This window comes from Halomonas colorata, from assembly GCF_014897985.1.
In the GTDB taxonomy this organism is placed as follows: Bacteria; Pseudomonadota; Gammaproteobacteria; order Pseudomonadales; family Halomonadaceae; genus Vreelandella; species Vreelandella colorata.
Map to the genome: position 1 here is coordinate 1 of NZ_JABUZA010000049.1, position 24,628 is coordinate 24,628.

The 24,628-nt window shown below is 55.0% G+C and carries 21 protein-coding genes; 8 read left to right on the plus strand and 13 right to left on the minus strand.

Annotated features, from left to right (window positions below; translation table 11 throughout):
* Positions 1-112 precede the first annotated feature (112 nt).
* Complete coding sequence (locus tag INT33_RS18090) at positions 113-595, minus strand: FKBP-type peptidyl-prolyl cis-trans isomerase (protein ID WP_192538964.1); 483 nt, start codon at positions 593-595, stop codon at positions 113-115.
* A gap of 180 nt (positions 596-775) precedes the next feature.
* Here INT33_RS18090 and INT33_RS18095 point away from each other — a divergent pair, with 180 nt between their 5' ends.
* On the plus strand, positions 776-1,054 hold the full coding sequence (locus INT33_RS18095; RefSeq protein ID WP_192538963.1) for a hypothetical protein: 279 nt from the start codon (positions 776-778) through the stop codon (positions 1,052-1,054).
* Positions 1,055-1,215: 161 nt separating this feature from the next.
* On the opposite strand, the gene INT33_RS18100 is transcribed toward INT33_RS18095, so the two are convergent.
* From INT33_RS18100 to INT33_RS18135, 8 genes are all read right to left on the minus strand, one after another.
* Positions 1,216-1,683 carry an outer membrane lipoprotein gene (locus INT33_RS18100; RefSeq protein ID WP_192538962.1) on the minus strand — a complete coding sequence of 156 codons (468 nt, stop codon included), beginning with the start codon at positions 1,681-1,683 and terminating at the stop codon, positions 1,216-1,218.
* A 236-nt stretch (positions 1,684-1,919) separates the two neighbouring features.
* Positions 1,920-3,518, minus strand: coding sequence for an isocitrate lyase (locus tag INT33_RS18105; RefSeq protein ID WP_018916638.1), 1,599 nt, complete (start codon positions 3,516-3,518; stop codon positions 1,920-1,922).
* Between the two features lie 334 nt (positions 3,519-3,852).
* Positions 3,853-5,031, minus strand: coding sequence for a cupin domain-containing protein (locus tag INT33_RS18110; protein ID WP_193092650.1), 1,179 nt, complete (start codon positions 5,029-5,031; stop codon positions 3,853-3,855).
* Positions 5,032-5,061: 30 nt separating this feature from the next.
* Positions 5,062-6,450, minus strand: a complete 1,389-nt coding sequence (gene purB, locus INT33_RS18115) for an adenylosuccinate lyase (protein ID WP_193092651.1) — start codon at positions 6,448-6,450, stop codon at positions 5,062-5,064.
* A gap of 75 nt (positions 6,451-6,525) precedes the next feature.
* Entirely contained in the window at positions 6,526-7,167 is a 642-nt protein-coding gene (hflD, locus tag INT33_RS18120) for a high frequency lysogenization protein HflD (RefSeq protein ID WP_193092652.1), read from the minus strand.
* A complete protein-coding gene (mnmA, locus tag INT33_RS18125) occupies positions 7,164-8,321 on the minus strand; it encodes a tRNA 2-thiouridine(34) synthase MnmA (protein WP_192538956.1) in 1,158 nt (385 codons plus the stop codon). The genes hflD and mnmA overlap by 4 nt, the downstream gene beginning before the upstream one ends.
* 73 nt (positions 8,322-8,394) lie before the next feature.
* Positions 8,395-8,850 (minus strand): NUDIX domain-containing protein, encoded by a 456-nt coding sequence (locus tag INT33_RS18130; RefSeq protein WP_193092653.1) that lies wholly within the window; start codon positions 8,848-8,850, stop codon positions 8,395-8,397.
* Positions 8,847-9,455: a pseudouridine synthase gene (locus INT33_RS18135; RefSeq protein WP_192538954.1), complete on the minus strand. Its 609-nt coding sequence runs from the start codon at positions 9,453-9,455 to the stop codon at positions 8,847-8,849. Before INT33_RS18135 ends, INT33_RS18130 begins: the two co-directional genes overlap by 4 nt.
* A 233-nt stretch (positions 9,456-9,688) precedes the next feature.
* Between INT33_RS18135 and INT33_RS18140 the strand changes: the two genes are divergently transcribed.
* From INT33_RS18140 to clpA, 3 genes are all read left to right on the plus strand, one after another.
* The gene (locus INT33_RS18140) at positions 9,689-11,923 is read left to right on the plus strand and encodes an NADP-dependent isocitrate dehydrogenase (protein WP_193092654.1); all 2,235 of its coding nucleotides are present in this window, start codon (positions 9,689-9,691) and stop codon (positions 11,921-11,923) included.
* Positions 11,924-12,192: 269 nt separating this feature from the next.
* On the plus strand, positions 12,193-12,513 hold the full coding sequence (gene clpS, locus INT33_RS18145) for an ATP-dependent Clp protease adapter ClpS (RefSeq protein WP_371827760.1): 321 nt from the start codon (positions 12,193-12,195) through the stop codon (positions 12,511-12,513).
* Between the two features lie 139 nt (positions 12,514-12,652).
* A complete protein-coding gene (clpA, locus tag INT33_RS18150) occupies positions 12,653-14,929 on the plus strand; it encodes an ATP-dependent Clp protease ATP-binding subunit ClpA (RefSeq protein WP_192538952.1) in 2,277 nt (758 codons plus the stop codon).
* Between the two features lie 138 nt (positions 14,930-15,067).
* On the opposite strand, the gene infA is transcribed toward clpA, so the two are convergent.
* From infA to aat, 3 genes are all read right to left on the minus strand, one after another.
* Positions 15,068-15,286: a translation initiation factor IF-1 gene (gene infA, locus INT33_RS18155; protein WP_007111068.1), complete on the minus strand. Its 219-nt coding sequence runs from the start codon at positions 15,284-15,286 to the stop codon at positions 15,068-15,070.
* A 148-nt stretch (positions 15,287-15,434) separates the two neighbouring features.
* Entirely contained in the window at positions 15,435-16,169 is a 735-nt protein-coding gene (locus INT33_RS18160; RefSeq protein ID WP_192538951.1) for an arginyltransferase, read from the minus strand.
* 40 nt (positions 16,170-16,209) lie between these two features.
* A complete protein-coding gene (gene aat, locus INT33_RS18165; protein WP_192538950.1) occupies positions 16,210-16,956 on the minus strand; it encodes a leucyl/phenylalanyl-tRNA--protein transferase in 747 nt (248 codons plus the stop codon).
* Positions 16,957-17,074: 118 nt separating this feature from the next.
* Here aat and INT33_RS18170 point away from each other — a divergent pair, with 118 nt between their 5' ends.
* Complete coding sequence (locus tag INT33_RS18170) at positions 17,075-20,407, plus strand: DNA translocase FtsK (protein ID WP_193092655.1); 3,333 nt, start codon at positions 17,075-17,077, stop codon at positions 20,405-20,407.
* Between the two features lie 196 nt (positions 20,408-20,603).
* The gene (gene lolA / locus INT33_RS18175; RefSeq protein ID WP_193092656.1) at positions 20,604-21,257 is read left to right on the plus strand and encodes an outer membrane lipoprotein chaperone LolA; all 654 of its coding nucleotides are present in this window, start codon (positions 20,604-20,606) and stop codon (positions 21,255-21,257) included.
* Between the two features lie 94 nt (positions 21,258-21,351).
* On the opposite strand, the gene INT33_RS18180 is transcribed toward lolA, so the two are convergent.
* Positions 21,352-22,686: a replication-associated recombination protein A gene (locus tag INT33_RS18180; protein WP_193092657.1), complete on the minus strand. Its 1,335-nt coding sequence runs from the start codon at positions 22,684-22,686 to the stop codon at positions 21,352-21,354.
* Between the two features lie 440 nt (positions 22,687-23,126).
* Between INT33_RS18180 and INT33_RS18185 the strand changes: the two genes are divergently transcribed.
* The gene (locus tag INT33_RS18185; RefSeq protein ID WP_193092658.1) at positions 23,127-23,672 is read left to right on the plus strand and encodes a hemerythrin domain-containing protein; all 546 of its coding nucleotides are present in this window, start codon (positions 23,127-23,129) and stop codon (positions 23,670-23,672) included.
* 142 nt (positions 23,673-23,814) lie between these two features.
* Entirely contained in the window at positions 23,815-24,603 is a 789-nt protein-coding gene (gene murI, locus INT33_RS18190) for a glutamate racemase (RefSeq protein WP_193092659.1), read from the plus strand.
* Positions 24,604-24,628 lie beyond the last annotated feature (25 nt).

A 24,628-nucleotide genomic window follows, 5' to 3' on the forward strand; every position in this document is an offset into this window, starting at 1 on the left:
CCGCCATCGCCAGAGCCACAAAAAAGGGATCCTCAGATGAGAATCCCTTTATGATCAAAAACTATGGGACAGCAATGGCCCGCAGGCCGCCTTTTTCAGCAAACGTAAGCGATTAATGCTCAACGCCGCCTTCACCGTGCACGTGGCCGTGCTCGGTTTCTTCCTGGCTCGCTTCACGAACGGACGCAATCTCAACATCAAAGTTAAGATGTTCGCCCGCCAGAGGATGGTTGCCATCAACGATAACGGTGTCGCCTTCGATGTTCTTAACCGTCACCATCAGCGGGCCACCTTGAGTCTGGGCTTGGAACTGCATGCCCGGCTCAATGTTTTCGACGCCCTGGAAAGCATCACGCGGTACTTCTTGTACCAGCTGTTCTTGAACTTCGCCGTAACCCTCTTCCGGAGTTACTTTGACGTTCAGCTTGTCACCCGCTGCGCGGCCTTCAAGCTCTTTCTCCAGACCCGGGATAATGTTGCCCGCGCCATGGAGATACGTCAGAGGCTCACGGCCTTCGGAACTGTCTAGCACTTCACCTGAGTCATTGGTCAGGGTGTAGTGAAACGCGACAACCGAGTTTTGCGCAATTTGCATTGAATAGCCTTTCGGTGAGTGCATGTCCCAACATGGTAACGCGTGAAACGCGGCTTGTCAGGGGGTAAGCCAGGTTTTTACGCTCACTCGTTCATCGCGGTATTGCGCCGCACGGTGACCGGGGATACCCTACGCCAACAACTTTTGGCCTTTTTTAAATTCCATTCACCGGAGTTTGCTATGACGACTTTCCTTATTTGGCTTATCGCTTTTGGCGTAATTGCCTATTTTGTCAATCAAAAATGGCATAGCGGCGTTAGCTGCGGCCTAGATCGAATGCTGCCCAGCGTAATGAAAAGTCATGGCTCAAACCGCTATTTATGGGTCGGCACACTGGCTGTATTAGGTGCAACTACGCTGGTACGCCCGGTAGAAGTTCTGCTGGTAGCTATTCTGCTGGTAATTATTGGTCTAGTCGTTATGAAATTGGCTGAGTGGGCGAGCAGTATGGCGCACTGATTTATCACCGCGCTTAAATAAAAACGCCCGACCATTCAAAAAATGGTCGGGCGTTTTTTGTATTGCGGTTAACAACGTTTCTAAGTGACTGCGGTAGTGCGTAAAGATGCCAATCTGTTCACTGCCCACCATCAATCACGATAATGGGCAAGTGGCAATGATTAGTAAGGCGCGATACTAAGGTTGCCACCGCTACCAATCAGGCGCACGCGCTGACCAGCTTGGTACTGATGGTCAGCTCGCTGTACAACCACTACATCGCTACCGTCATCACGGCGAATTTCCATTTCTAAGGCGGCAACGCGGTTAGCCCGATCTTCGGCTGCTGAACCGGCAACGGAACCACCTAACGCACCGGCAACGGTGGCTAGCTGACGACCAGAACCGCCGCCCACTTGGCTACCTAAAAGGCCACCGATGATAGCACCGCCACCGGTACCTAACAGGCCCCCAGCACGGCTATCGGCCTGAATTTGTACCGGACGAATAGCAACAATCGTACCGTAAGAGACGCTTTGGCCTGTCTGTGCTTGGTTGCCGCGGTATACATCGCCCGAGTAAGGTGAGGTGTTGGCACACCCGGCTAAGGTCAGGATGCTTAATGCAGCAACAGGTAGTAAACGTTTCATTAAAACCTCCAAGGTGTTGCAGCTCAAATGGCAATATCAAGATACTTCAATTATAAAACAGTGTTCGCTAAAAGATAACTGAAGCTGTTGGCTATGACCACTGATCATTCGAAAAGATCATAAATCTCAGTGTAGACAGTGAATAAGAAAACAGTGTGCAGATATAACGAAAAAACCAGGAGCCTTAAGGTCTCCTGGTTTGCAGGGCTTTCAATGAATGAGGATGGAAAAACTAATTAACCAAACTGGTTCATCGTATTATCTTTGCCGCCTGCTTTAAGCGCGGCATCGCCGTGGAAGAATTCCTTATGGTCATCGCCAATATTGGAGCCCGCCATGTCCTGGTGTTTTACCGTGGCAATTCCTTGGCGAATCTCTTCACGCTGAACGCCTTTTACGTAGGCAAGCATACCTTCCTTGCCGAAATAGCCCTTGGCCAGCGTATCGGTGGAGAGTGCGGCGGTGTGGTAGGTGGGTAGGGTAATCAGGTGATGGAAAATACCCGCTTCGCGAGAGGAGTCGCGCTGGAAATTACGCGTCCATTCATCTGCCAGCTGGCCAAGCTCGGTATCGTCGTACTCAACACTCATCAGCTTGTCGCGCTGGTAGGCGGAAACATCCTTGCCGTCTTTCTCCCAGGCGTCGAATACCTGTTGGCGGAAGTTGAGCGTCCAGTTGAAAGAAGGCGAGTTGTTGTAAACCAGTTTGGCATCCGGCACAACGTCACGAATACGGTTGACCATGCTGGCAATTTGGCCAACGTGGGGTTTTTCAGTTTCGATCCATAAAAGATCGGCGCCATTTTGCAAACTGGTGATGCAGTCAAGAATAACGCGGTCTTCGCCTGACCCCGGTTTAAACTGGTAAAGGCCGGATGGCAAACGTTTGGGTTTTACCAGTTGACCATTTTGTTTGATCACCACATCGCCATTATTGATATCGGCGGCGTTCTCGATAACGTCGCCATCCAGAAAGCTGTTGTACTGATCGCCAAGGTCCCCGGGCTCGTGGGTAACGGCAATCTTCTGCGTCAGGCCTGCGCCTAAAGAATCGGTGCGTGCCACAATCACACCGTCGTCTACGCCGAGCTCTAAAAATGCATAGCGAACCGCGTTGATCTTGGCCAGAAAGTCCTCATGAGGGACGGTTACTTTGCCGTCCTGATGGCCGCATTGCTTCTCATCGGAGACTTGGTTTTCCAGCTGAATGCAGCAAGCGCCTGCCTGAATAAACTTCTTGGCCAGCAGGTAAGTCGCTTCTGCGTTGCCAAACCCCGCATCGATATCGGCAATGATCGGCACAATATGGGTTTCATAATTATCGATGCTGCTAATGATTTCCTGCTCTTTGGTTCTGTCGCCAGCGGCTTTGGCGTCGTCCAGGGCACGGAACAGATGGTTAAGCTCCCAAGAATCGGCCTGTTTTAAAAAGGTATATAGCTCCTCAATCAGGTTGGCGACCGAGGTTTTCTCATGCATGGACTGATCGGGCAGAGGACCAAACTCAGAGCGCAGTGCGGCCACCATCCAGCCCGAAAGGTACAGGTAGCTGCGCTTGGTGGTGCCGAAGTGCTTTTTAATCGAGATCAGCTTCTGCTGGCCAATAAAGCCGTGCCAGCAACCCAGTGACTGCGTGTACTGCGAAGTGTCTGCGTCGTAGGCGGCCATATCGTTACGCATGATCTTGGCGGTGTAACGGGCGATGTCGAGACCTGTATGAAAGCGGTTCTGAGTACGCATGCGGGCAGCGTATTCAGGTTTGATGGCATCCCACTTGCCACGCTGGGCTTCGCGTAATTGAGCCATGGCTTTAATATCGTTAAGCAGTCCAGTCATGAGTAATTTCTCCAGGGTCGTATGAGCACTTCGTAAGTTGTTTTATAGCGGTGCTGCGCTTGCGAAAACGTTTCCAGCTGCTTACCGGCAAAGGACGATGGCCAGTGAATAGCTGGGCAGGCTTGATAGCGCTGCAGTGCAATAACTATTGACGACAAAGGAGCATCTAACAATTGACACTTGGGGGCAGGCGGGGTTGTAACTTGACGACAATGGGTTAGCAAAACGCCGCGTTTATGTAGTCGTTTTTTGTCAGGAAGATAAACCAAATACAAAAAAGCGCCGCTTTGGGGCGGCGCTAAACATTTAATCGCTGGGTCGATAAAGGGCGTGACTATTCTTCGTCGTCTTCACCCATAAAGCCCAGACTACCCGCGTTAACCAGCTGAGTGAGCAGCAGTGCAGCTCCTTCAAGCTCCAGTACGTCTTCGTACATGGGAGCCGGGTTAGCTAAGCGTTTTGCCAGCGCTTCGGCGCAGGGATGGGCGTCGCCATCGACAAATAGCGTTACGCTGCCTGCATCCTTACGCCAGGCAAAGCGCGAGCCGGGCATGTGCAGGAGCGGCTCGCCCTCTTGAAGGTGTTCCATCAGCGCCGCTTCATCCATCGGCTCTTCAAGCGGAGCGACTTGATCGACGTATTTAGGTTGCGTCATTACTCGGCCAAACCATTGAGCGATTTGCGCGGGGTTATCAAGCGTTTTCAGCATGAATTGGCGCATGCGCTCGACAGCTGCGTCGTCCAGCTCACCGATCTGGCTGGCAGGCGCCATGCCCGCATCGCTATAGCGTTGCGAGGCGGGTAGCTGTTCGCCCAGGTAGTCGGCGTAAGAGGTGATTGACTCGTCGGCAGACGGTGCCCGAAAGCCGACTGAAATGGTCATGCAGTCATCCGTCTGGCTGACACCGTGGTGTGCCCAACCTGGCGGCAGATAAAGCATATCGCCCGGTGCCAGCGTCCAGTCAGAATCCTGCTCGACCTCAAAGGTTTCCAGAATACGCAGGTCAACGCCCTGGATAATGGGTGCGTCGTCTGCCTGCTTGCCACCCAGCTGCCAGCGACGGTGACCGCTGGCCTGTAGTAAAAAGACATCGTATTGATCGACATGCGGACCTACGCTTCCGCCGGGAGGCGCGTAGCTGATCATAATATCGTCTAACCGCCAGCGGGGCAGAAAGTCGAATTCATCCATCAGTGCCGCGACAGACGGCACGTAGTGATCCGCCGCCTGAACCAAAAGGCTCCAGTGGCCTTCAGGCAGACGCTCAAACGTTGTTTCGTCGAAGGGGCCGTGAGACACCTGCCAGGCGCCCTCCGGGCCGTCTTCTTCAACCAGGCGCGCTTCTACACCCGGCTCGCAGGCAAGTCCTGCAAGCTCATCAGGGTCGATTGGGCTGATGAAGTCGGGGATAGCGCCACGAATCAGCAGCGGTTTCTGTTGCCAGTAGTGGGCCAAAAATTCTGCCGGTGTTAAATCGCCCAGCAGGGTGAGTGGCTTATCGTGTTGGCTCATAGCGGTATCCTAGGTGAGTGGCCGCAGCGCTTATGACAAGTTGCCAAGGCGTTGGGTAAGCGCTTCGGCCTGCGCTTGTGCATTACCAATATAGCTCGCCGGCGAGAGGTCTTTAAGCTCGGCTTTTACGTCGGCTGGCAGCTCAAGAGTATCGATGAACGCGGCAAAGCCTGCCTGGTCGATGCGCTTGCCACGGGTCAGCTCTTTAAGTTTTTCGTACGGCTTTTCGATACCGTAGCGGCGCATGACGGTTTGAATCGGCTCGGCCAGCACTTCCCAGCTGTTGTTCAGGTCTTCTGCCAGGCGCTCAGGGTTGGCTTCCAGCTTGCTGATGCCTTTAAGGCCAGCGTGGTAACCGATCAGGCCGTACGCCAGGCCAACACCCAGGTTACGCAGCACGGTGGAGTCGGTTAAGTCACGCTGCCAGCGGGAAATCGGCAGCTTTTGCGCCAGGTGGTTCAGTACCGCGTTGGCCAGACCCAGGTTGCCTTCAGAGTTTTCAAAATCAATCGGGTTGACCTTATGCGGCATGGTAGAAGAGCCGATTTCGCCCGCTACCGTGCGCTGCTTGAAGTAGCCCAGAGAAATATAGCCCCAGACATCGCGATTGAAGTCGATCAGGATGGTATTGAAACGGCATACCGCATCGAACAGCTCAGCGATGTAGTCGTGGGGTTCGATTTGCGTGGTGTAGGGATTGAAGCTTAACCCTAAGCCTTCGACAAAAGTCCGCGCGTTTTCTTCCCAGTCGATTTCAGGGTAAGTTGCCAGATGCGCATTGTAGTTGCCTACCGCGCCGTTGATTTTACCCAAAATCTCAACGCGCTCGATCTGCTTGAGCTGACGCTTCAAGCGATACGCCACGTTGGCCATTTCTTTGCCAAGCGTAGTCGGGCTTGCCGTTTGGCCATGGGTGCGTGAGAGCATCGGCTGAGCGGCATGAGCAATCGCAAGCTTAGCTACTTCATCGGCGACTTCATGCATGGTGGGCAGCAGTGCCTGCAGGCCGTCGGCCAGCATCACGCCGTAAGAAAGATTGTTGATATCTTCTGAGGTGCACGCGAAGTGAATGAATTCGGTCACTGCATTCAGTTCGGCGTTGCCAGCGATTTTTTCTTTCAGGAAGTACTCGACCGCTTTCACATCGTGATTGGTGGTGCGCTCGATCTCTTTGATACGCTCAGCGTCATCTAAGGAGAACTCACTAATCAATTGTTCAAGAAAGGCGGTCGCGCCGGCAGAAAGCGGCGGTACTTCAACGATTTGGCTATGCTCAGCCAGGCGCTGTAACCAGCGGACTTCCACAATGACACGGGCACGGATCAGGCCGAATTCGCTGAAATGTTCGCGCAGCGCAGAGGCTTTGGAGCCGTAGCGGCCGTCAACGGGGGAGAGAGCAGTCAGAGCGGAGAGTTGCATGGCGTCGTTTCCAAGTAGTTCAAGAACAGGTGAGTCGGAAAAGGGGTATAGAGCGCACTATCATCAATCAAATGGCTAGCCGAGGCTATCCAGCGCGCGGCGCAGCGCTTTACGCTGGAACACCAGCTTCCAGCGGCGCCCGCCTTGCTGGTGCCATAAAAGCCCAAAGCGAATGCCTGACAATAAACAGGCCCGCACGCGCTCGGGCATCATCCGGCTTTGCAGTAGCGACGGGTCGCCCTGTACCACGATGCGCGTTTTAAAGGTGGAGATTGTTTCTTGGTAGGCTTCGCCCAAGCTTGCGATAACGTTTTCATGCGTCGGGCTAAAGTGCTCGGCCTGACCCTGGATGCGGGTAAGGTGCTGGCCCAGGGAATCCATCATGTCGCTGTTGGTACGCAGCTTGTTCATGACTAGTAGAATCGTAAAACCATAGCGCAGCACCACCGGATTGGCCTGCTTGCGGCCGACGAGTGCCTCAAGCGTTTCAAGACCGCGCCGCAGGTTATTCGGATGGCCACCGTAAATGGCTTCAAAGCTTTCCGGGTTGGTATCCACGGTCGCTTCAATCAGCGTGTCCCAGGCACGGTTATCAACCTGGCCTGTGCGGGCTAGTTCATCGACCAGGCTGGCGGCTTGGAATACCCCGGCCAAGGCAAGCGCCTGGCGCACCGACGGTGAGTCGGGTGCGCGGTGAATGGGCGTTGTGGTACTCATGCGGGGTTCTCCGACGCTTTCCAGGTGGCGCGAATAACGCCGCCACCCAGGCAAATATCACCATCGTAAAGCACCAGCGATTGGCCGGGCGTTACCGCCCATTGGGGGTCATCGAACGTCACTTCAACGCCGCCATCGGGCAGGGTGCGCATTTCGCAGCCGCAGTCGCTTTGCCGATACCGGGTTTTGGCGGTAAATCGGCCGTGTTGAGCTGGCGGCTCGCCCGCAACCCAGTCCATGGCTTCAGTCGCCAGGGTGTCCGATAAAAGCAGCGGATGATGCTTACCCTGCACCACGATCAGCACGTTGCGTTCCAGATCTTTTGCCGCCACGTACCAAGGCTCTTCTGAGTAGTTGGCAAGCCCGCCAATCCCTAGCCCCTGGCGCTGACCCAGGGTGTAGTACATCAATCCCATATGATCGCCGATCACGTCGCCTTCGGGCGTTTCGATCTTGCCGGGTTGGGCGGGTAGGTATTGCTGTAGAAAGTCGCGGAAACGCCGCTCACCGATAAAACAGATACCGGTAGAGTCTTTTTTCTTAGCCGTGATCAGGTCGTGCGCTTCGGCAAGCGCGCGAACGGCGGGTTTTTCCAGCTCGCCCACCGGGAACAGCGTGCGGGCAATGGCGGCTTCAGGTACCGCGTGCAGGAAGTAGCTCTGATCCTTGTTACCGTCCAGCCCTTTAAGCAGGCGCGGGCGAACATCGCTAGTACCTTGGCGAACCCGTCCTTCACGAACGTAATGGCCGGTGGCGATCTTCTCGGCACCCAGCATTTCGGCGTATTCAAGAAATACCTTAAACTTGATCTCTCGATTACACAGAATGTCAGGGTTGGGGGTGCGTCCAGCCTTGTACTCTTCGAGGAAATGCTCGAAGACGTTATCCCAGTACTCGGCGGCAAAATTCGCCGTATGTAACTTAATGCCCAGCTTGGCGCACACTGCTTCGGCGTCGGCAAGGTCTTCCTTCGCCGTGCAGTATTCAGTGCCGTCGTCTTCGTCCCAGTTTTTCATAAACAGGCCTTCCACCTCGTACCCCTGCTGAAGCAGAAGCAAGGCAGAAACGGACGAGTCGACGCCACCAGACATGCCGACAATTACTTTGCCCGCAGCGGATGCCTCGGTGGTGGGTGTGCCATTGGTGGATGTCATTGGCATCCTCGGTTGAAGTGGTATGCAATTGGGCAGCGATTATACACGATAGGGGGTTGCTGCTTCGAGCGCTTCACTCCTGAATGACGCTTAATGGATAGCAGCATTCGCTGACAGCGTCCTCAATGCGCTTGAGTACCAGCGGGCTTCGTAGCCGCTGTTGCGCGCTTAAGGCACGAATTTCGGCAAGCGTGAGCCAGTGTGTCGCGATAATGTCAGTGTCCAGCGGCGTATTGAGAAACTCGGCGGGCTCGGCGGTAAACCCATGACTATGAAAGGTTTGGCCGCTATCGGTGTGAAAAATATAAAGTCCCAGGTAGCCGTTTAGCGTGACACGCCAGGCGGTCTCTTCCTCAACTTCACGTAAAATCGCTGCCATAGGCCCTTCGCCCGCCTCAATATGACCCGCCGGCTGGTTGAATACCGTAAAGGGGCCGCCCTTGGCTTCTTCAACCAGCAAGAACCGATTGTCGCGCTGAATAACGCAGGCGGCCGTGCTGTGAATGGCGCTGGTTCGAATAGCGCTCATGAGGGTTTCCGGCGTGAAGCCACTGGCTTGCGCGAACGCTTGGACGCCTGGGCCGGGCGTGGGGCGTGCAGGGTTTCCTTACGCCATTCGCCGGGCTTTAGGTCGCCCAATTGCCAAGCGCCAATCGAGGCGCGAATTAATCTAAGCGTGGGAAATCCGACGTGGGCGGTCATTCGGCGTACCTGACGGTTGCGCCCTTCGCTAATGGTCAATTCCAGCCAACTGGTGGAAGGGTGGCGCTTGGGGTCAATGGCTGGCTCGCGTGGCGCCAGCGGCGGGGTGGCAATCAAGCGGGCCTTGGCCGGCCGGGTAGGGCCATCCTTTAAGGTAATACCCGTACGCAGCGCGTTAAGGGCGGTATCGTCTATCTGACCTTCAAGCTGCACCCAGTAGGTTTTAGGCTGCTTATGGCGAGGATGCGCAATGCGGTGGATGAGCGCGCCGTCATCGCTGAGTAACAAAAGCCCTTCAGAGTCGTAATCAAGTCGGCCAGCGGCATAAACGCCGGGCACTTCGATAACATCGGCGAGGGTAGCCCGTCCTTCACTGTCGGTAAATTGGGAGAGCATACGGTAGGGTTTATGCAGTAGGTATAGGCTGCTCATAAAGTCTCTTACGTCTTACGCCTGATTTGTCGACAATCTCTCATGCGGTTAAAGTGCAGCGCTGGTATACTCCTGCGTGACCGCTGGAGTCGTCGTCAACACCACCGAAGTGATAGTAAAGCAGCAAGATTGATACGCTGCCCCGCGCGCTTCGCGGCACGGTCTATCGTCGAATGAGCCGCGTAGCTTAGGATTTTATAACTAAAGCGACTAGAAAAGAGGTTAACGCAAAAATGTCCCAAACGCCGAAGATCATTTATACGCTCACCGACGAAGCCCCTGCGCTCGCGACATATTCACTGTTACCGATTATCGATGCATTTACCGATCCTGCCGGTATTGAGGTAGAGACTCGCGATATCTCCCTGGCAGCGCGTGTACTGGCTCAGTTCCCTGACCTGCTCAACGATGAGCAGCGCGTTAGTGATGATCTGGCTGAGCTGGGTAAGCTTGCGACTACGCCTGAAGCCAATATTATCAAATTGCCTAATATCAGTGCTTCCGGTCCGCAGCTAAAAGCCACCATTAAAGAGCTGCAAGGCCAGGGCTACCCGCTGCCGGATTACTCGGACGAGCCTAAGAACGATGAAGAAAAAGCCATCAAAGCGGCGTACGACAAGGCCAAGGGCAGTGCGGTAAACCCGGTGCTGCGTGAAGGCAACTCTGATCGCCGTGCGCCGAAGTCGGTCAAGAACTACGCGCGTAAATACCCGCATCGCATGGGCGAGTGGAGCGCTGATTCTCAGTCTCACGTAGCTCACATGAGCGAAGGCGACTTCTACGGCAGCGAGCAATCCGCGGTCATGGAAAAAGCCGGCAAGCTCAAGATTGAGCTGCAACAAAAAGATGGCACCACTACCGTTCTGAAAGACGGTCTGGCCGTTCTTGAAGGCGAAGTGATTGACGCGGCTTCCATGAGCAGCCGCCGCCTGCGCAGCTTTATCGACAGCGAAATCAACGATGCCAAAGCGCGCAACGTGCTGTTCTCTTTGCACCTGAAAGCCACCATGATGAAGGTTTCCGACCCGATCATGTTTGGTATCGTGGTTGAAGAGTTCTATAAAGCCGCACTTGAAAAGCATGCCGATGCGCTCAAGTCAGTTGGCTTTAATGCCAACAGCGGTATTGGCGATCTCTACAGCGCCATTGAGTCGCTGCCCAGCGACCAGCAAGACGCTATTAAAGGTGATATCGAAGCACTTTATAAAGAGCGCCCGCCGATGGCGATGGTGAACTCCCATAAAGGCATCACCAACCTTCACGTGCCTTCTGATGTGATCATCGACGCTTCCATGCCGGCGATGATTCGTGATTCCGGTAAAATGTGGGGCGCTGACGATCAGCTGCACGACACCAAAGCCGTCATTCCGGATCGTTGCTACGCGACTATCTATCAGGCCGTGATCGAAGATTGTAAAAAGCACGGTGCGTTTGACCCAACCACCATGGGCAGCGTGCCTAACGTGGGCCTGATGGCGCAAAAAGCCGAAGAGTACGGTTCCCACGACAAAACCTTCCAGATCGCTGCCAACGGCACCGTGGTGGTTACTGACGAAAACGGCAATACGCTGTTCAGTCATGACGTTGAAGCGGGCGACATCTGGCGTATGTGCCAGACCAAAGACGCGCCGATTCAGGACTGGGTGAAGCTTGCGGTTACCCGTGCACGCGAAAGCGGCGTTCCGGCTATTTTCTGGCTGGATGCGAACCGCGCCCATGACGCGCAGCTGATCAAAAAGGTAGAAGCGTATCTTAAAGATTACGATACCAACGGTCTGGATATCCGTATCCTGGCGCCGGTCGATGCCATGGCGGTATCGCTTGAGCGTATCCGCAAAGGTGAAGACACCATTTCCGTCACCGGCAACGTGCTGCGCGACTACCTGACGGATCTGTTCCCGATCATGGAACTGGGCACTAGCGCGAAAATGCTGTCTATCGTTCCGTTGATGAACGGCGGTGGCCTGTTTGAAACTGGCGCTGGCGGTAGTGCACCCAAGCACGTTCAGCAGTTCCTGGAAGAAAACCACCTGCGCTGGGATTCGCTGGGTGAGTTCCTGGCCCTGGCGGCGTCGCTTGAGCACCTGGGCAGCACCTTCGGCAATGCACGCGCCACCGTGCTGGCCAAGACGCTTGACGAAGCCAACGGCAAGTTTTTGGACAGTAACAAGTCACCGTCGCGTAAAGTGGGCGAGCTTGATAACCGCGGCAGCCACTTCTATCTGGCGCTTTACTGGGCAGAAGCCCTGGCCGCGCAGAACGACGACGCTGAATTGAAATCGCTCTTCGCGCAGTTGGCTGATAAGCTGAAAGCCAACGAAGACACCATTGTGAAAGAGCTTAATGGTGTTCAGGGACAGGCCGTGGATATTCAGGGCTACTTCCGTCCGAACGGTGAGCTGGCGAGTCAGGCCATGCGCCCAAGCAAAACGCTGAACGAAGCGTTAGCAGTGGTTGCAAAAGGCTGATGCTGAATCGCCCTGACTGCATGGGCGTGTAGCAAAACCCTCGTCCCGCTGGTGGGCGGGGGTTTTTTAGCTTTTGCGGTATGATATTTTTAATGCCATGTGAACCCTTGTAGAACTTGAGCGTCATAGCTATTGACTGGTCACTGTTGCGGGTTGCAATTGTTGATGAGCGCTGGCTAGGTCATTCATGAGTCTTGAGATAACCAACAGTGCAATCTATGCCTAATCTAGTGTTTGATAAGACAAAAGCGCCATGTGTAATGGCCGGTATGACACGACCCGAAATGCCTGACGATGGGGATGTTGCCGTTCAGTCTGCTGAACCGGCGCTGGCACAGCCTCCCTTGTATAAGGTCGTGTTGCATAACGATGACTACACGCCAATGGATTTTGTCATTGAAGTACTGCAGGAGTTTTTCAATATGGACAGCGAAAAGGCTGTTCAGATAATGCTTGCGGTACACACTCAGGGAAAAGCTACCTGTGGTGTCTTTACTCGCGACATCGCAGAGACTAAATGTCATCAGGTTAACGAGTATGCGCGTGAGTGCGAACACCCGCTAATGAGTGATATTGAAGCCGCAAATTGAGTGCGTTGATAAAAATTTGTCGGTGAGGCTTGCAACCCTGCCATTTGTACCCGATGTTGAAAGTGCCGGTCGACTAATTTGATCCGACGCAAGTCCTAGGTGGCGATACGCCCTAGGTAGTAGCGAAAAGGGGACTGCCATGCTGAGCAAAGAACTTGAACTGACCCTGAACACGGCCTTTACCGTGGCCCGCTCAAAGCGCCACGAATTCATGACCGTTGAACATCTGCTGCTAGCGTTGCTGGACAATGCCTCAGCCGTTGATGTTTTAAAGGCGTGTGGGGCTAACCTCGACAAGCTGCGGTCCGATCTGCAGGATTTTATCAACTCAACGACGCCGCTTATTCCCGAAGGTCACGGAGATCGTGAAACGCAGCCTACGCTCGGTTTTCAGCGTGTGTTGCAGCGTGCGGTTTTCCACGTTCAGTCGTCGGGCAAAAGTGAAGTAACCGGCGCCAACGTATTGGTAGCCATTTTCTCCGAACAGGAAAGCCAGGCGGTTTATTTCCTTAAGCAGCAAAGCGTTGCCCGTGTCGATGCGGTCAACTACATCGCCCATGGTATTTCCAAAGTGGCGGGGCATGGTCATTCACCCTCCAGCGCTTCTCAAGAGGGTGAAGACGTTGAAGAAGGCGCTTCTGAAAGCGGAACTCATCCGCTGACTGGCTATGCCACCAACCTTAACGAGCAGGCGCGGCTGGGTAAGATCGATCCGCTGATCGGCCGTGACCATGAGCTTGAGCGTGTTGTACAGATTCTGGCGCGTCGGCGTAAGAACAATCCGCTGCTGGTGGGTGAAGCTGGCGTGGGTAAAACGGCTGTAGCCGAAGGCCTTGCCAAGCGTATTGTTGAAGAAGACGTACCTGACGTTATCGCCGACGCTGTCGTGTACTCGTTGGATATGGGTGCGCTGCTTGCTGGCACCAAGTACCGCGGCGACTTTGAAAAGCGCCTGAAAAGCCTGCTAGGTGAGCTACGTAAGCAGCCTAATGCCGTGCTGTTTATTGACGAGATCCATACGGTCATTGGTGCGGGTGCGGCGTCCGGTGGTGTCATGGATGCCTCTAACCTGCTCAAACCGTTGTTATCGTCAGGTGAGCTGCGCTGCATTGGCTCAACCACTTTCCAAGAGTTCCGCGGTATTTTTGAAAAAGACCGCGCGCTGGCGCGTCGCTTCCAGAAAGTCGATGTACTGGCACCTTCGGTTGACGACACCATCAAGATTCTCAAGGGGCTGCGCTCACGCTTTGAAGAGCACCACGAAATCAAGTACACCGATGGCGCGCTGGAAAGCGCCGCACGGCTGGCTGATCGTTATATAAACGACCGTTATCTGCCGGACAAGGCCATTGACGTCATTGATGAAGCTGGAGCGCACCAGCGGCTGCTGCCGCCAGAAGCGCGTAAGGGCACGATCGATGTCGAGCAGGTCGAGGCGATCGTCGCTTCCATTGCCCGCATTCCGCCGAAGAGCGTTTCAAGCTCGGATCGTAAGCTGCTTGAAAAACTTGATCGCGATCTGAAAATGCTGGTGTTTGGTCAGGATGAAGCAATCGATACGCTCTCAGCCGCCATCAAGCTTTCCAGGGCCGGTCTAAAGTCGCCGGATAAGCCTGTGGGCAGCTTCCTGTTCGCAGGGCCTACGGGTGTCGGTAAAACCGAAGTGGCCAAGCAGCTTGCCCATATCATGGGTATTGAGCTTGTGCGCTTTGATATGTCGGAGTACATGGAGCGTCACACCGTATCGCGTCTGATTGGTGCGCCTCCCGGCTATGTCGGGTATGACCAGGGCGGCTTGCTGACTGAAGCCGTGACCAAGCAGCCGCACTGCGTGCTGTTGCTGGATGAAATTGAGAAAGCGCACCCTGAAGTCTTTAACCTGCTACTGCAGGTCATGGATCACGGTCGTCTGACCGATAATAACGGGCGGGAAGCTGACTTCCGTCACGTTATCGTTATCATGACCTCCAATGCCGGGGCCGAGCAGGCGTCACGTCGCTCTATCGGCTTCCAGCATCAGGACCACTCAACCGATGCCATGGAAGTTATCCGGCGGACGTTCTCGCCTGAATTCCGTAACCGGTTGGATGGCATCATTCAGTTCCATGCTTTGCAGACATCGGTGGTGCGCAACGTAGTCGACAAATTCCTGATCGAACTACAGGCGCAGTTAGACGAGAAACGCGTACAGCTGGAAGTAGATGATGTGGCGCGCGATTGGCTGGCTGAGAAAGGCTATGATCCGGATATGGGGGCCCGTCCCATGGCGCGTCTGATTCAAGAGAAGCTGAAGAAGCCACTTGCCGAAATGATTCTGTTTGGCGAGCTGGCCGAGCATGGCGGTATTGTGCATGTCAGTCTGGAGGAGGGCGAGCTTCATCTCTCCACCGAGACTGAAATGGCGGATGCGCCCTGAAAAGGGCGCTAAGATCGCCTTAGTGCGTAGCGCCTAATCATGCCGTAAAAATGCACAGCGCCCTGTCTTCGACGGGGCGTTGTCGTATACAGGTGACGGCGCCGTACTGCGTGCTGGCTGAAAAGGCGTTAGAAAGGCTTAGCGCGAACGGTAGACAATGCGGCCTTTAGAAAGATCGTACGGTGTCAGTTCCACTTTCACTTTATCGCCTGTCAGAATGCGGATATAGTTTTTACGCATCTTGCCAGAGATATGAGCAGTTACAACGTGGCCGTTTTCCAGTTCAACACGGAACATGGTATTAGGAAGGGTATCAACGATAACGCCTTCCATTTCAATATGATCTTCGCGTGCCATATAGGCAGATCCTCACTTATTTAACGTAGTTAGCAAACCAAAAACCGTTTCAGGTTTTAAGGGCCAAAGGACTGGCACTTAAGAAACAGCGCTATATTGTGCCGTAAGCCCGTCGTCAAGGCAAAAAAGCTGGGTTAATTTGTACGTTTTAACAAATTAGTGGCCGCCAATGGCGCCCATCCAGCCGCTCGATTGGGGAAAAATCTTGCTTGTAGCGCATTTTACGACACTCTGCGATCCAGTACCCCAAATATAGATGGGGCAGGGCTTTTTTATGGCTCAGCTCAATCAACTTTAAAATGGCAAGCGTGCCAAGCGAGCGTCTGTCGAGTTCGTCGTCAACGCCAAAAAAGGTATAGATCGCCGAAAGCCCATGCTCCAGCTGATCAAATGCCGAGACGCCCACGAGCTCCTCACCCAGGTACATTTCAAGTAAGTACGCGTAAGGCTCTTCCAGGGTTAGAAACGTACGGTACTGTTCACTGCTAGGCGGGTACATGTCACCATCGGCATGACGCTTTCGAATATAGTTTGCGTAAAGCTCGTAGTGGCGTGCTTCATAGCGCGCGGGTACCACGCGAGTGGTGATATCGGTATTGCGTCTCCACACCTTGCGCTGGGAACGGCTGGCCGCAAACTGCTCGACGGGGATGCGCACCGACTGGCAGGCGTTACAGTTTTCGCAGTGAGGACGGTATAAATGCCGCCCGCTGCGTCGAAAACCAAGCAGTGAAAGCGAATCGTAGACCCCCGTGACGGGAGACTCCAGCGGGTCGAGAAAAAGTGTCGTCGCCTCTTTGCTGGGTAAATAGCTGCAAGTATGGGGCACAGTAAGAAAAAAGCGCAGATCCTGTACCGGCTGACGCGGAGTATTACTACTCACAGCTTGCCTCCTTGGCAAATAAACCAGGGCTTTGCCAGCATTATGAATCGCCGTGGCTTGCTATCGACTGAAGCCATGGGGATGCAGGCACCGATGGTGCTCCAGCAAACGACGATGAGACGCTAAACGCCGTTTCGGGCAGCCACTGTTCAAGATAGTTGATGAACGTCTCGCGGGCGACTGTTGTTGCTCCCAGACTTTCAAGGTGCGGCGTATGCATTTGACAGTCAATCAGCTTACCGCCATGGGCTTGCATGGCACCTGCCAGGCGGGCAAGCGCTATTTTGGAGGCATCAGGCGCATTGGAGAACATGGATTCCCCGAAAAACACAGGCCCCATCGCCAACCCATACAAGCCGCCCACCAATTGGCCCGCTTGATGTACCTCGATACTGTGTGCAATCCCTAGACGATGAAGCGTAACGTAGGCATTGTACATGTCGTCGGTGATCCAGGTGCCGGTGTCTTCATCGCGTGGCGCGGCGCAGGCATTAATTACGTGCTCAAAATGTTGATTCAGGGTAACGTCAAACCCCCCATTGCGCAGCCGTTTTGCTAAGCTACGGCGCAGCTTGAATTGCTCAGGACGTAGTACCATGCGCGGATCGGGACTCCACCATAAAATGGGGTCATCATCGCTGTACCATGGGAAGATGCCGCGACGGTACGCTTCTACCAGCCAGTGCGGAGAAAGATCGCCGCCCGCGGCCAGCAGGCCATTGGGCGAATCCAGCGCAATGGCGGTAGATGGAAATATTGGATATGGCGAAGAAAGCCAAGGTAGCATTATTTGCTCCTGTTACTGAGCACTTGTAGAGAAGCTCTGTGACGGCGGAAGGATGCTCGGTATGATGCAAACTCGCAAGTGGATTAAAGACGCCATTGAGGTGTAAAGGGAGAATCGCTTGAAAGTGAATAAGGCGGTAGACAAGCGAACGCAGCGTAATTCGCGTCAAGCACCATCTTCAGCCTCTTCTGCGCGGGTTAAAGCCGCGAAAGATAAAGCTCGCCGGGTTGGCCTGCGTTTACAGGGCTCGGTGCGTGAAGGCGTAGTGGTGGTACTGCTCGCGCTGTGTGTTTTTTTATTATTAGCACTGTTTAGCTACCAGCCGGAAGACCCGGGCTGGTCTTACCAGGGGCCGGAAACGGATGTTCGCAATTGGATGGGGCCCGTCGGTGCTTGGCTGGCGGATGTACTTTATTCGCTCCTGGGGGCGAGTGCGCTCTGGTGGCCGGGCATGTTTGGCTTTGCTGCCTGGTGGCTGATGCGCTCGCGTCAGGTGCGCTTTGAATTAGATCCGGTTGCCATTGCCGTGCACGCCGGTGGTCTCGTGCTGCTGATGTTTGGCACTACCATGCTCGGTGCGCTGCATTTTTATCATCCTGACAGCATTTTGCCCTATGCCTCCGGCGGTATTTTAGGCGAAGGGCTGGTGGGTACGCTCAAGCCCCTGGTGGGCAGTGGAGGCGTGGGCCTGATTGCCGCAGCCTTGATCCTAATCGGGTTCCCGCTGTTTAGCGGCATGTCGTGGCTGCAGGTGGCCGATGAAGTAGGGCGTCGTTTATGCCGGGTAGGCGGCTGGTTTAGTTCGCGCAGGGAAAAGCGCCGTGAGAAACGTCGTGAACGAGCCGCGCTGCGTGCCTCTTTAAAACCCGCGCCAAAAGAGGAAGAGCCTACGCGGGCGCCTAAGCCCAAGCGTGATACGGGCCGTGAGCGCAGAGAGCCTGGCTTCTCGGCGGATGTTGCGGATGATATCAATCGCCAGAGCGAAGCACCGTCTGAGGCGCGAAAAGCTGAACCAACCGACACCTCCATTCCCTGGGAGGCCGCCGCTTTTGCAGCGGCAGAGCCAGCGGTGAAAACACCGGCTAAGCCCGCCGTTGCCAGCGCGCCAGAGCCAACGTTAGCGCCTGAGCCAGCGCTCAAGCCTCAGGCTGAACCAGAGCCCGCACCGGCTAGCCCGAATAGAGTCCTGGAGAGAACTCCGGAGAGAACCCCAGAAATAACGCCTGAAGTTCGTGAGCCGAGCGTATCGGTACCGAACACACCTCGTGCGGATGCTTTCGCGGCTCGTACCCAAGAGCCAGCTCTGACACCTTCGCCTGCGGTGTCTTCACGGGGGCCAGAAGACGAACCTGCCGCTGAAGCGCCTACCGCTACTGTTGAGCCAGCGCGCGAGCAGGCCGAGCCATCGATGATGATGCGGGCTTCTCGCGAAGAAGACGCCGCTGTGCCCATTGCCAAGCACTTCTTTGCCCAGGAAGAGGCTGACGATGCGCCAGAAGACGAGCAAAGCGCACAGGATGAGCAGGACGAGAGCGACGACTATAACGATGAGAGGCAGCGTGGCGAGTGGCACAGCGAAGAACCTGCTGTGTCCCGCGGCGTACCGTTCCGCTCTGAGCCCACATTAAGCGATGCTGAGCCGCTTGACGAGGCCGCGCGCTCTGAGCCTTCACTGACAGCCGAGCCGCGTCGTGAACGCGTGCCTGAAGTGGTTCCCGAGCCGGTATGGGAAGATGACGAAGACGATGTGATGCTGGCTGCAACGCCAACGCCAACGCCAACGCCAACGCCAACGCCAACGCCAACGCCAATGCCGACAAACGCTGCACGCCATGAGCCCACTTTCTCGGCTGACGACGTGGCAGGTGAGGTGGACAGCGGCCCAACGCTTTGGACGGTCGAGCATCTGCAGAGCCAGCGCCCAGCCTTTGAAACGCTGCCTGAGCCCGAAGGCGAGGTGCCCAGCCTTCAATTGCTGACACCCGCTGAACCGCATCAGCCTAACTACACGGAAGAACAGCTTGCCGATATGGCCGAGCTTCTAGAAGTGCGGTTGCGCGAGTATGGCGTCAAAGCAGAAGTGGTCGATACCTGGCCCGGCCCGGTTATCACCCGGTTTGAAATCAAGCCGGCAGCAGGTGTCAAAGCTTCCAAGATAAGCAACCTTGCCAAAGACCTGGCCCGCTCGCTGATGGTGAAAAGCGTACGCGTGGTGGAAGTCATCCCTGGGCGGCCGACTGTCGGGATCGAGATTCCCAACCCGCATCGAGCCATGATCCGCCTGCGCGAAGTCATCGATTCCGAGCGTTTTCAGCAGGAAACATCGCCGCTCACTATGGCGCTAGGGCAGGATATCGGCGGTGGCCCGGTGATTGCCAACCTGGGCAAAATGCCCCACTTGTTAGTGGCGGGTACTACCGGTTCGGGTAAATCGGTCGGCGTTAACGCAATGCTGATTTCGATGTTGCTTAAGGCCAAGCCCGATGAGTTGAAGCTCATCATGGTCGATCCCAAGATGCTGGAGCTTTCGGTATACGACGGTATTCCACACCTGCTGGCGCCGGTCGTGACGGATATGAAAGAAGCCGCCAACAGCCTGCGCTGGTGCGTGGCCGAAATGGAGCGTCGCTATAAGCTGATGGCGGCCATGGGCGTTCGTAATATTGCTGGTTTCAATGCGCGTCTGGATGAAGCAGAGCGCGCGGGCGCTCAGGTAGCTGACCCCTTATGGGAGCCGCAGCCCTGGGAAATGCATCAGCCGCCGCCGGTACTTGCCAAGCTGCCATATATCGTCGTCGTGATCGACGAATTTGCCGATATGTTCATGATCGTCGGTAAAAAAGTCGAAGAGCTGATCGCCCGCCTGGCGCAAAAAGCCCGGGCTGCGGGTATACACTTGATCCTGGCCACCCAGCGCCCCTCGGTGGACGTGGTAACAGGCCTGATCAAGGCGAATATTCCCTCGCGCATGGCGTTCCAGGTTTCTTCACGCATAGACTCACGCACCATTCTCGATCAGGGCGGTGCTGAAAGCCTGCTGGGCCACGGCGATATGCTGTATTTGCCCGCGGGTTCCGGCCCGCCTAACCGGGTGCATGGCGCATTTGTGGATGATGACGAAGTGCACCGCGTAGTCGATGACTGGAAGCGTCGCGGAGAGCCTGAGTACATTGAGGAGATTCTTTCGGGCGGCGTGTCAGCCGATGCCTTGACCGGCCTTGAAGCCGAAGGCAGTGAAGGCGACGACGCTGAGCAGGACGCGCTTTATGACGAGGCCGTTCAGTTCGTGACCGAAACCCGTAAAGCGTCAATTTCAGCGGTGCAGCGGCGTTTTAAGATTGGCTATAACCGCGCCGCCCGCCTGGTTGATGCCATGGAAATGGCTGGCGTTGTTTCCTCAATGGGAACCAACGGTGCCCGTGAAGTGCTGGCACCGGCGGCTGCGCGCTGATGCTGCGCCGGTTAATCGTGCAATAAGCGTGAAAGTCGCGCCGCAGGTGAAACCCTGCGGCGCGTTTTGCGTCTGACTAACCACATGGACGTTGTTGACGGTCCTCAGTACGATTCCTCAGTACGATTTTAAGTACTGTTTTAATTCGGCAGCGTATGTCTATTGAATCTGACAACGTATGCCCAGGGAGATCTCTATGCGCGATACGCAAACTCTGCTTTCTTCACCATTATCATTGGCGGCTGCCGCCCTTGGCTTAACGTTTGCTGCCCCGGCTGCTTGGGCGAACGATGCCGCTGAACGCCTGACTGAACGGCTTGAGCCGCTGGAAAACTATCAGGCCACCTTCGATCAAAAAATTCTCGATGGTGCTGGCGAGCGTTTGCAGAATGCACGTGGTGAAATGTGGCTTTCACGCCCGGGCATGCTGCGCTGGGAAGTAGAAGCCCCTTATTCGCAGGTTGTGGTATCCGACGGTAACGATGTGTATTTATACGACCCGGATCTTGAGCAGGTGACGGTTCAGCCGATGGATGACCGTGTAACGCATACGCCGGCACTACTGCTTTCGGGCAATGTCAGTGATCTGACCGAAAGCTACGATGTGGTGTATGAGCAGGAAGGCGGCGAAGACATCTTTACACTGGTGCCTAACTCTGCAGATACGCTGTTTGAAGAGCTGAGCCTGGTGTTTGACAACGAAACCCTGACTGAGCTGTGGATGATGGACAGCACCGGCCAGAAAACCATGATTACCTTTAGCGATATAATCCGTAACGGCTCTATCAATCGTAGCCTGTTTAACTTTGATATTCCTGAGGGAACCGACGTCATCCGTGAAGAGTTTTAGTGGTGATTAGTGAGTTGTGATTAGTGAGTTGTGATTAGTGAGTTGTGATTGGTGAGTTGTGAATAGTAAGTGGTAACAATAACGATCAGGCGCCCTAGGGCGCCTGATCTGCTTCCTGGTCGCGGCTTTCCCGCCACGCCATAATCTCAGCAAAGCGTTTTTCCTGGCCAAGCGCGCTGGGTTCAAAAAAGCGTGCCTGGGGTAAGTCCTCCGGCCAGCAGTTATGCGCGCTGCCAGCCGGGTAGCCGTCCGGCTCGTTATGGGCGTAGCGGTAGCCTTCACCATGCCCTAGCCGCTCCATTAGCTTGGTAGGTGCATTGCGTAAATAGGTGGGCACCTCTACCTGAGGCTGTTGGCTTACAAACTGCTTGGCGGCCTTCCAGGCGCGATCAATCCGGTTACTCTTTGGCGCCACGGCCAGATGAATGGCCGCATGAGCAATCGCACGCTGGCCTTCATAATCCCCTAAACGCAGATAAGCATCCCAGGCGGCTATCACCAACGGCAGCGCCCTTGGGTCGGCATTACCGACATCTTCTGAGGCAATCGCGGCAAGCCTTCGCACCACGTCCAGCGGGTCGCCACCCCCCTGCATAAACCGCGCCATATAGAGTAGAGCGGCGTCTGGGCGTGATGAGCGTATTGATTTATGAATAGCCGAGAGCAGGTCGTAATAGGCGTCACCCTGCTTATCAAACGCGCTTGCCTGATGGCCGATTACATCCGCCAATACCGCCATGGGCAGCACTTCCTGGCCATTTTCCGGCTGGGTAAAATCACACGCGGTTTCCAGCAGGCCCAAGGCCCGTCGGGCATCGCCAGCGCTTGCATGCGCCAGGGCCGCAAGTACCTCGTCATCAACGTGGATATTACGCTTGCCAAGCCCGCGCTGGTCGTCGCTCAGCGCTTGGCGCATCACGCTGACCAGCTCTTCTTGGTCGAGCGCTTTAAGCACGTAAACGCGAGCGCGTGAAAGCAGGGCGGAGTTAACCTCGAACGACGGATTTTCCGTTGTCGCGCCGATCAGGGTCAACAGGCCAGATTCAACGTGGGGCAGCAGCGCATCCTGCTGGCTTTTGTTTAAGCGGTGAATCTCATCCAAAAAGAGAATAACCGGAGAAGTCTGCTGCTGGGCGCGCTCCACCGCCGCGCGTATTTCTTTTACCCCGGCCATTACCGCGCTTAAATGCTCAAGCTGAGCATTGGAGGCATGAGCGAGCAGTTCGGCAAGCGTCGTTTTACCAACGCCGGGAGGCCCCCATAAAATCATTGAACGGACAAGGCCCGCCTCTGCCATACGGCGAAGCGGTTTGCCGGGCCCCACCAGCGCCTGTTGGCCTACGTAGTCATCTAGCGTTTGCGGGCGCATCCGGTAGGCGAGCGGGGCATCATCGCTGGGTGTTGAGCGCTGAGAGTCAAACAGGTCCATGTAAACTTCCGTTGTAAATCTAGACGTTGAGCAGCAAAGTAGCTACAAGTGTGTATGGTAAACGGCGCATTGTCAGGCTACCTTTTGCATAACCCTCATTACAAAATGATACGAACAATACGCTTGCTAGGGTAGTGTCTTAAGTGCATGGTGACACTAGCCATCGTACTTATCGAAAGTGCTTATTTGGTGTACTTATTGGCAGAGCTAGCTTGAAAAACTAGCCTGAAGCATTTGATTAACACACATGATTTAAGTGCTTAGCCATCGTGTATGGGTATATCGTGTATAGGCATGTCTTGTGTAAACATGTCTTGTAAACATAGCGTCTTGTAAACATAGTGTCTTATAAACATAGTGTAGTGAACCCGCTTATAATTGCGTGCCCACGCCACTTATGGATTCGGCGGCCGGCATGACACAACCAAGGAGACGGCACGATGTTAAACCAACTGCGTCTAGATCATGCCAACATGGCGCGAATGCTCCATGTATTGCAGCTTAAACAAAAAACGCTGGCCGTGGGCGAGCGGCCTAATTTTCAGCTGATGCGTGAAGTAGTGGATTACATTCTGGCCTACATGGAAGGTTTTGCTGCACCATTAGAGCGTATATGCGTTGACCGTCTGGAGACTAAAGCGCCTGAACATTTGGCGCTAATGGAGCAGATGGCAAGTGATTACCTTAAGCTCAAGCCTCGGCTACAGCAGCTTTCGGACAACATCGATACGATCCTGATGGATAATATTCTGCCTATGGATCGTTTTGCAGAGGACCTGGGCGATTATCTTGAAGCGCACCGGGCGTATCTTCGTCATGAGCGTGAAGGCCTCTTTCCGCTGATAGATCAGCATTTTACTCAAGAAGACATGCAAGAGTTGCTGCACGCCCTGCCGGAAGGTGCCGAGCAGGATCTTGAGCGCCTGCAGCAAGCTTACCCAGAACTTTATGCTGAACTACGCGGTGCGGAAGTGCCTCCGGTCTAGCTAAGCGGTCTAGTCACGAAGCTTCCTTCAGCGGCCAGCGGGGCGTGTTAAACTAGCGCCCCGTGACTGAGCGGCTGAAGGAGAAGCAGGTGTACCTATTCAAACAAAAGGCTAAGGCCCAACAAAAGGCAAAGGGGCAGTAATGACTGGCCCTGTGCTGATTTTTGACTCAGGCGTAGGCGGGCTTTCCGTGGCTCGATCGCTACGCCAGCATTACCCCAATACGGCCATGTGCTACGCCTGTGATAACGCGTGGATGCCCTATGGGCTGCGCGATGACATCACGCTTTCGGCACGCATCGTGGCCGTTTGCCAAGCTGCTGTTCGGGCCTGCCAGCCAAGCGTTCTGGTGGTCGCCTGTAATACTGCCAGCACGCTTGCACTCGATGGCCTGCGCAAAGCCCTAACGATTCCCGTGGTCGGCACAGTGCCCGCTATAAAACCCGCTGCTGCCATCAGTCAAACGCGCCATATTGGCCTGCTAGCCACCCGTGCGACGGTAAGCAGGCCTTATACGCAAAAGCTTATCGAGAGTTTTGCCAGCGACTGCATCATTACCCGAGTCGCGGCAGACGCGCTGGTGCTTGAAGCCGAGGCGCTACTTGGCGGCGTTTCTCCCAACCGCGAACGACTTCAGCAAGCCCTATACCCCCTTTGGCAAGCGGTCGACCATCAGCTGCCCGTGGACACCGTGGTACTCGGCTGCACTCATTTCCCCCTACTCAAACCTTGGCTTGAGGCGCTTGCGCCAACGCCTGTGAGTTGGGTTGATTCCGGCGATGCCATTGCCCGGCGCGTTGGCCAGATCGCCCCGGCGTTAAAAAACGGGCAGGATGGCCGCTTTTTTACCACTGCTTCTGCTGAGGCACTCGGCGAAGGCTTTTCCCAGTACGGCTTTTACACTCCAGGCTGGCTGGAATTAAGCGCCTAGGGCGCGTATTTTCAGCCTGAGCCGA

Coding starts and splice junctions, on each gene's coding strand:
- INT33_RS18090 (WP_192538964.1), bottom strand. CDS start 595: ATGCAAATTGCGCAAAACTCGGTTGTCGCGTTTCACTACACCCTGACC.
- INT33_RS18095 (WP_192538963.1), top strand. CDS start 776: ATGACGACTTTCCTTATTTGGCTTATCGCTTTTGGCGTAATTGCCTAT.
- INT33_RS18100 (WP_192538962.1), bottom strand. CDS start 1,683: ATGAAACGTTTACTACCTGTTGCTGCATTAAGCATCCTGACCTTAGCC.
- INT33_RS18105 (WP_018916638.1), bottom strand. CDS start 3,518: ATGACTGGACTGCTTAACGATATTAAAGCCATGGCTCAATTACGCGAA.
- INT33_RS18110 (WP_193092650.1), bottom strand. CDS start 5,031: ATGAGCCAACACGATAAGCCACTCACCCTGCTGGGCGATTTAACACCG.
- purB (WP_193092651.1), bottom strand. CDS start 6,450: ATGCAACTCTCCGCTCTGACTGCTCTCTCCCCCGTTGACGGCCGCTAC.
- hflD (WP_193092652.1), bottom strand. CDS start 7,167: ATGAGTACCACAACGCCCATTCACCGCGCACCCGACTCACCGTCGGTG.
- mnmA (WP_192538956.1), bottom strand. CDS start 8,321: ATGACATCCACCAATGGCACACCCACCACCGAGGCATCCGCTGCGGGC.
- INT33_RS18130 (WP_193092653.1), bottom strand. CDS start 8,850: ATGAGCGCTATTCGAACCAGCGCCATTCACAGCACGGCCGCCTGCGTT.
- INT33_RS18135 (WP_192538954.1), bottom strand. CDS start 9,455: ATGAGCAGCCTATACCTACTGCATAAACCCTACCGTATGCTCTCCCAA.
- INT33_RS18140 (WP_193092654.1), top strand. CDS start 9,689: ATGTCCCAAACGCCGAAGATCATTTATACGCTCACCGACGAAGCCCCT.
- clpS (WP_371827760.1), top strand. CDS start 12,193: ATGACACGACCCGAAATGCCTGACGATGGGGATGTTGCCGTTCAGTCT.
- clpA (WP_192538952.1), top strand. CDS start 12,653: ATGCTGAGCAAAGAACTTGAACTGACCCTGAACACGGCCTTTACCGTG.
- infA (WP_007111068.1), bottom strand. CDS start 15,286: ATGGCACGCGAAGATCATATTGAAATGGAAGGCGTTATCGTTGATACC.
- aat (WP_192538950.1), bottom strand. CDS start 16,956: ATGCTACCTTGGCTTTCTTCGCCATATCCAATATTTCCATCTACCGCC.
- lolA (WP_193092656.1), top strand. CDS start 20,604: ATGCGCGATACGCAAACTCTGCTTTCTTCACCATTATCATTGGCGGCT.
- INT33_RS18180 (WP_193092657.1), bottom strand. CDS start 22,686: ATGGACCTGTTTGACTCTCAGCGCTCAACACCCAGCGATGATGCCCCG.
- INT33_RS18185 (WP_193092658.1), top strand. CDS start 23,127: ATGTTAAACCAACTGCGTCTAGATCATGCCAACATGGCGCGAATGCTC.
- murI (WP_193092659.1), top strand. CDS start 23,815: ATGACTGGCCCTGTGCTGATTTTTGACTCAGGCGTAGGCGGGCTTTCC.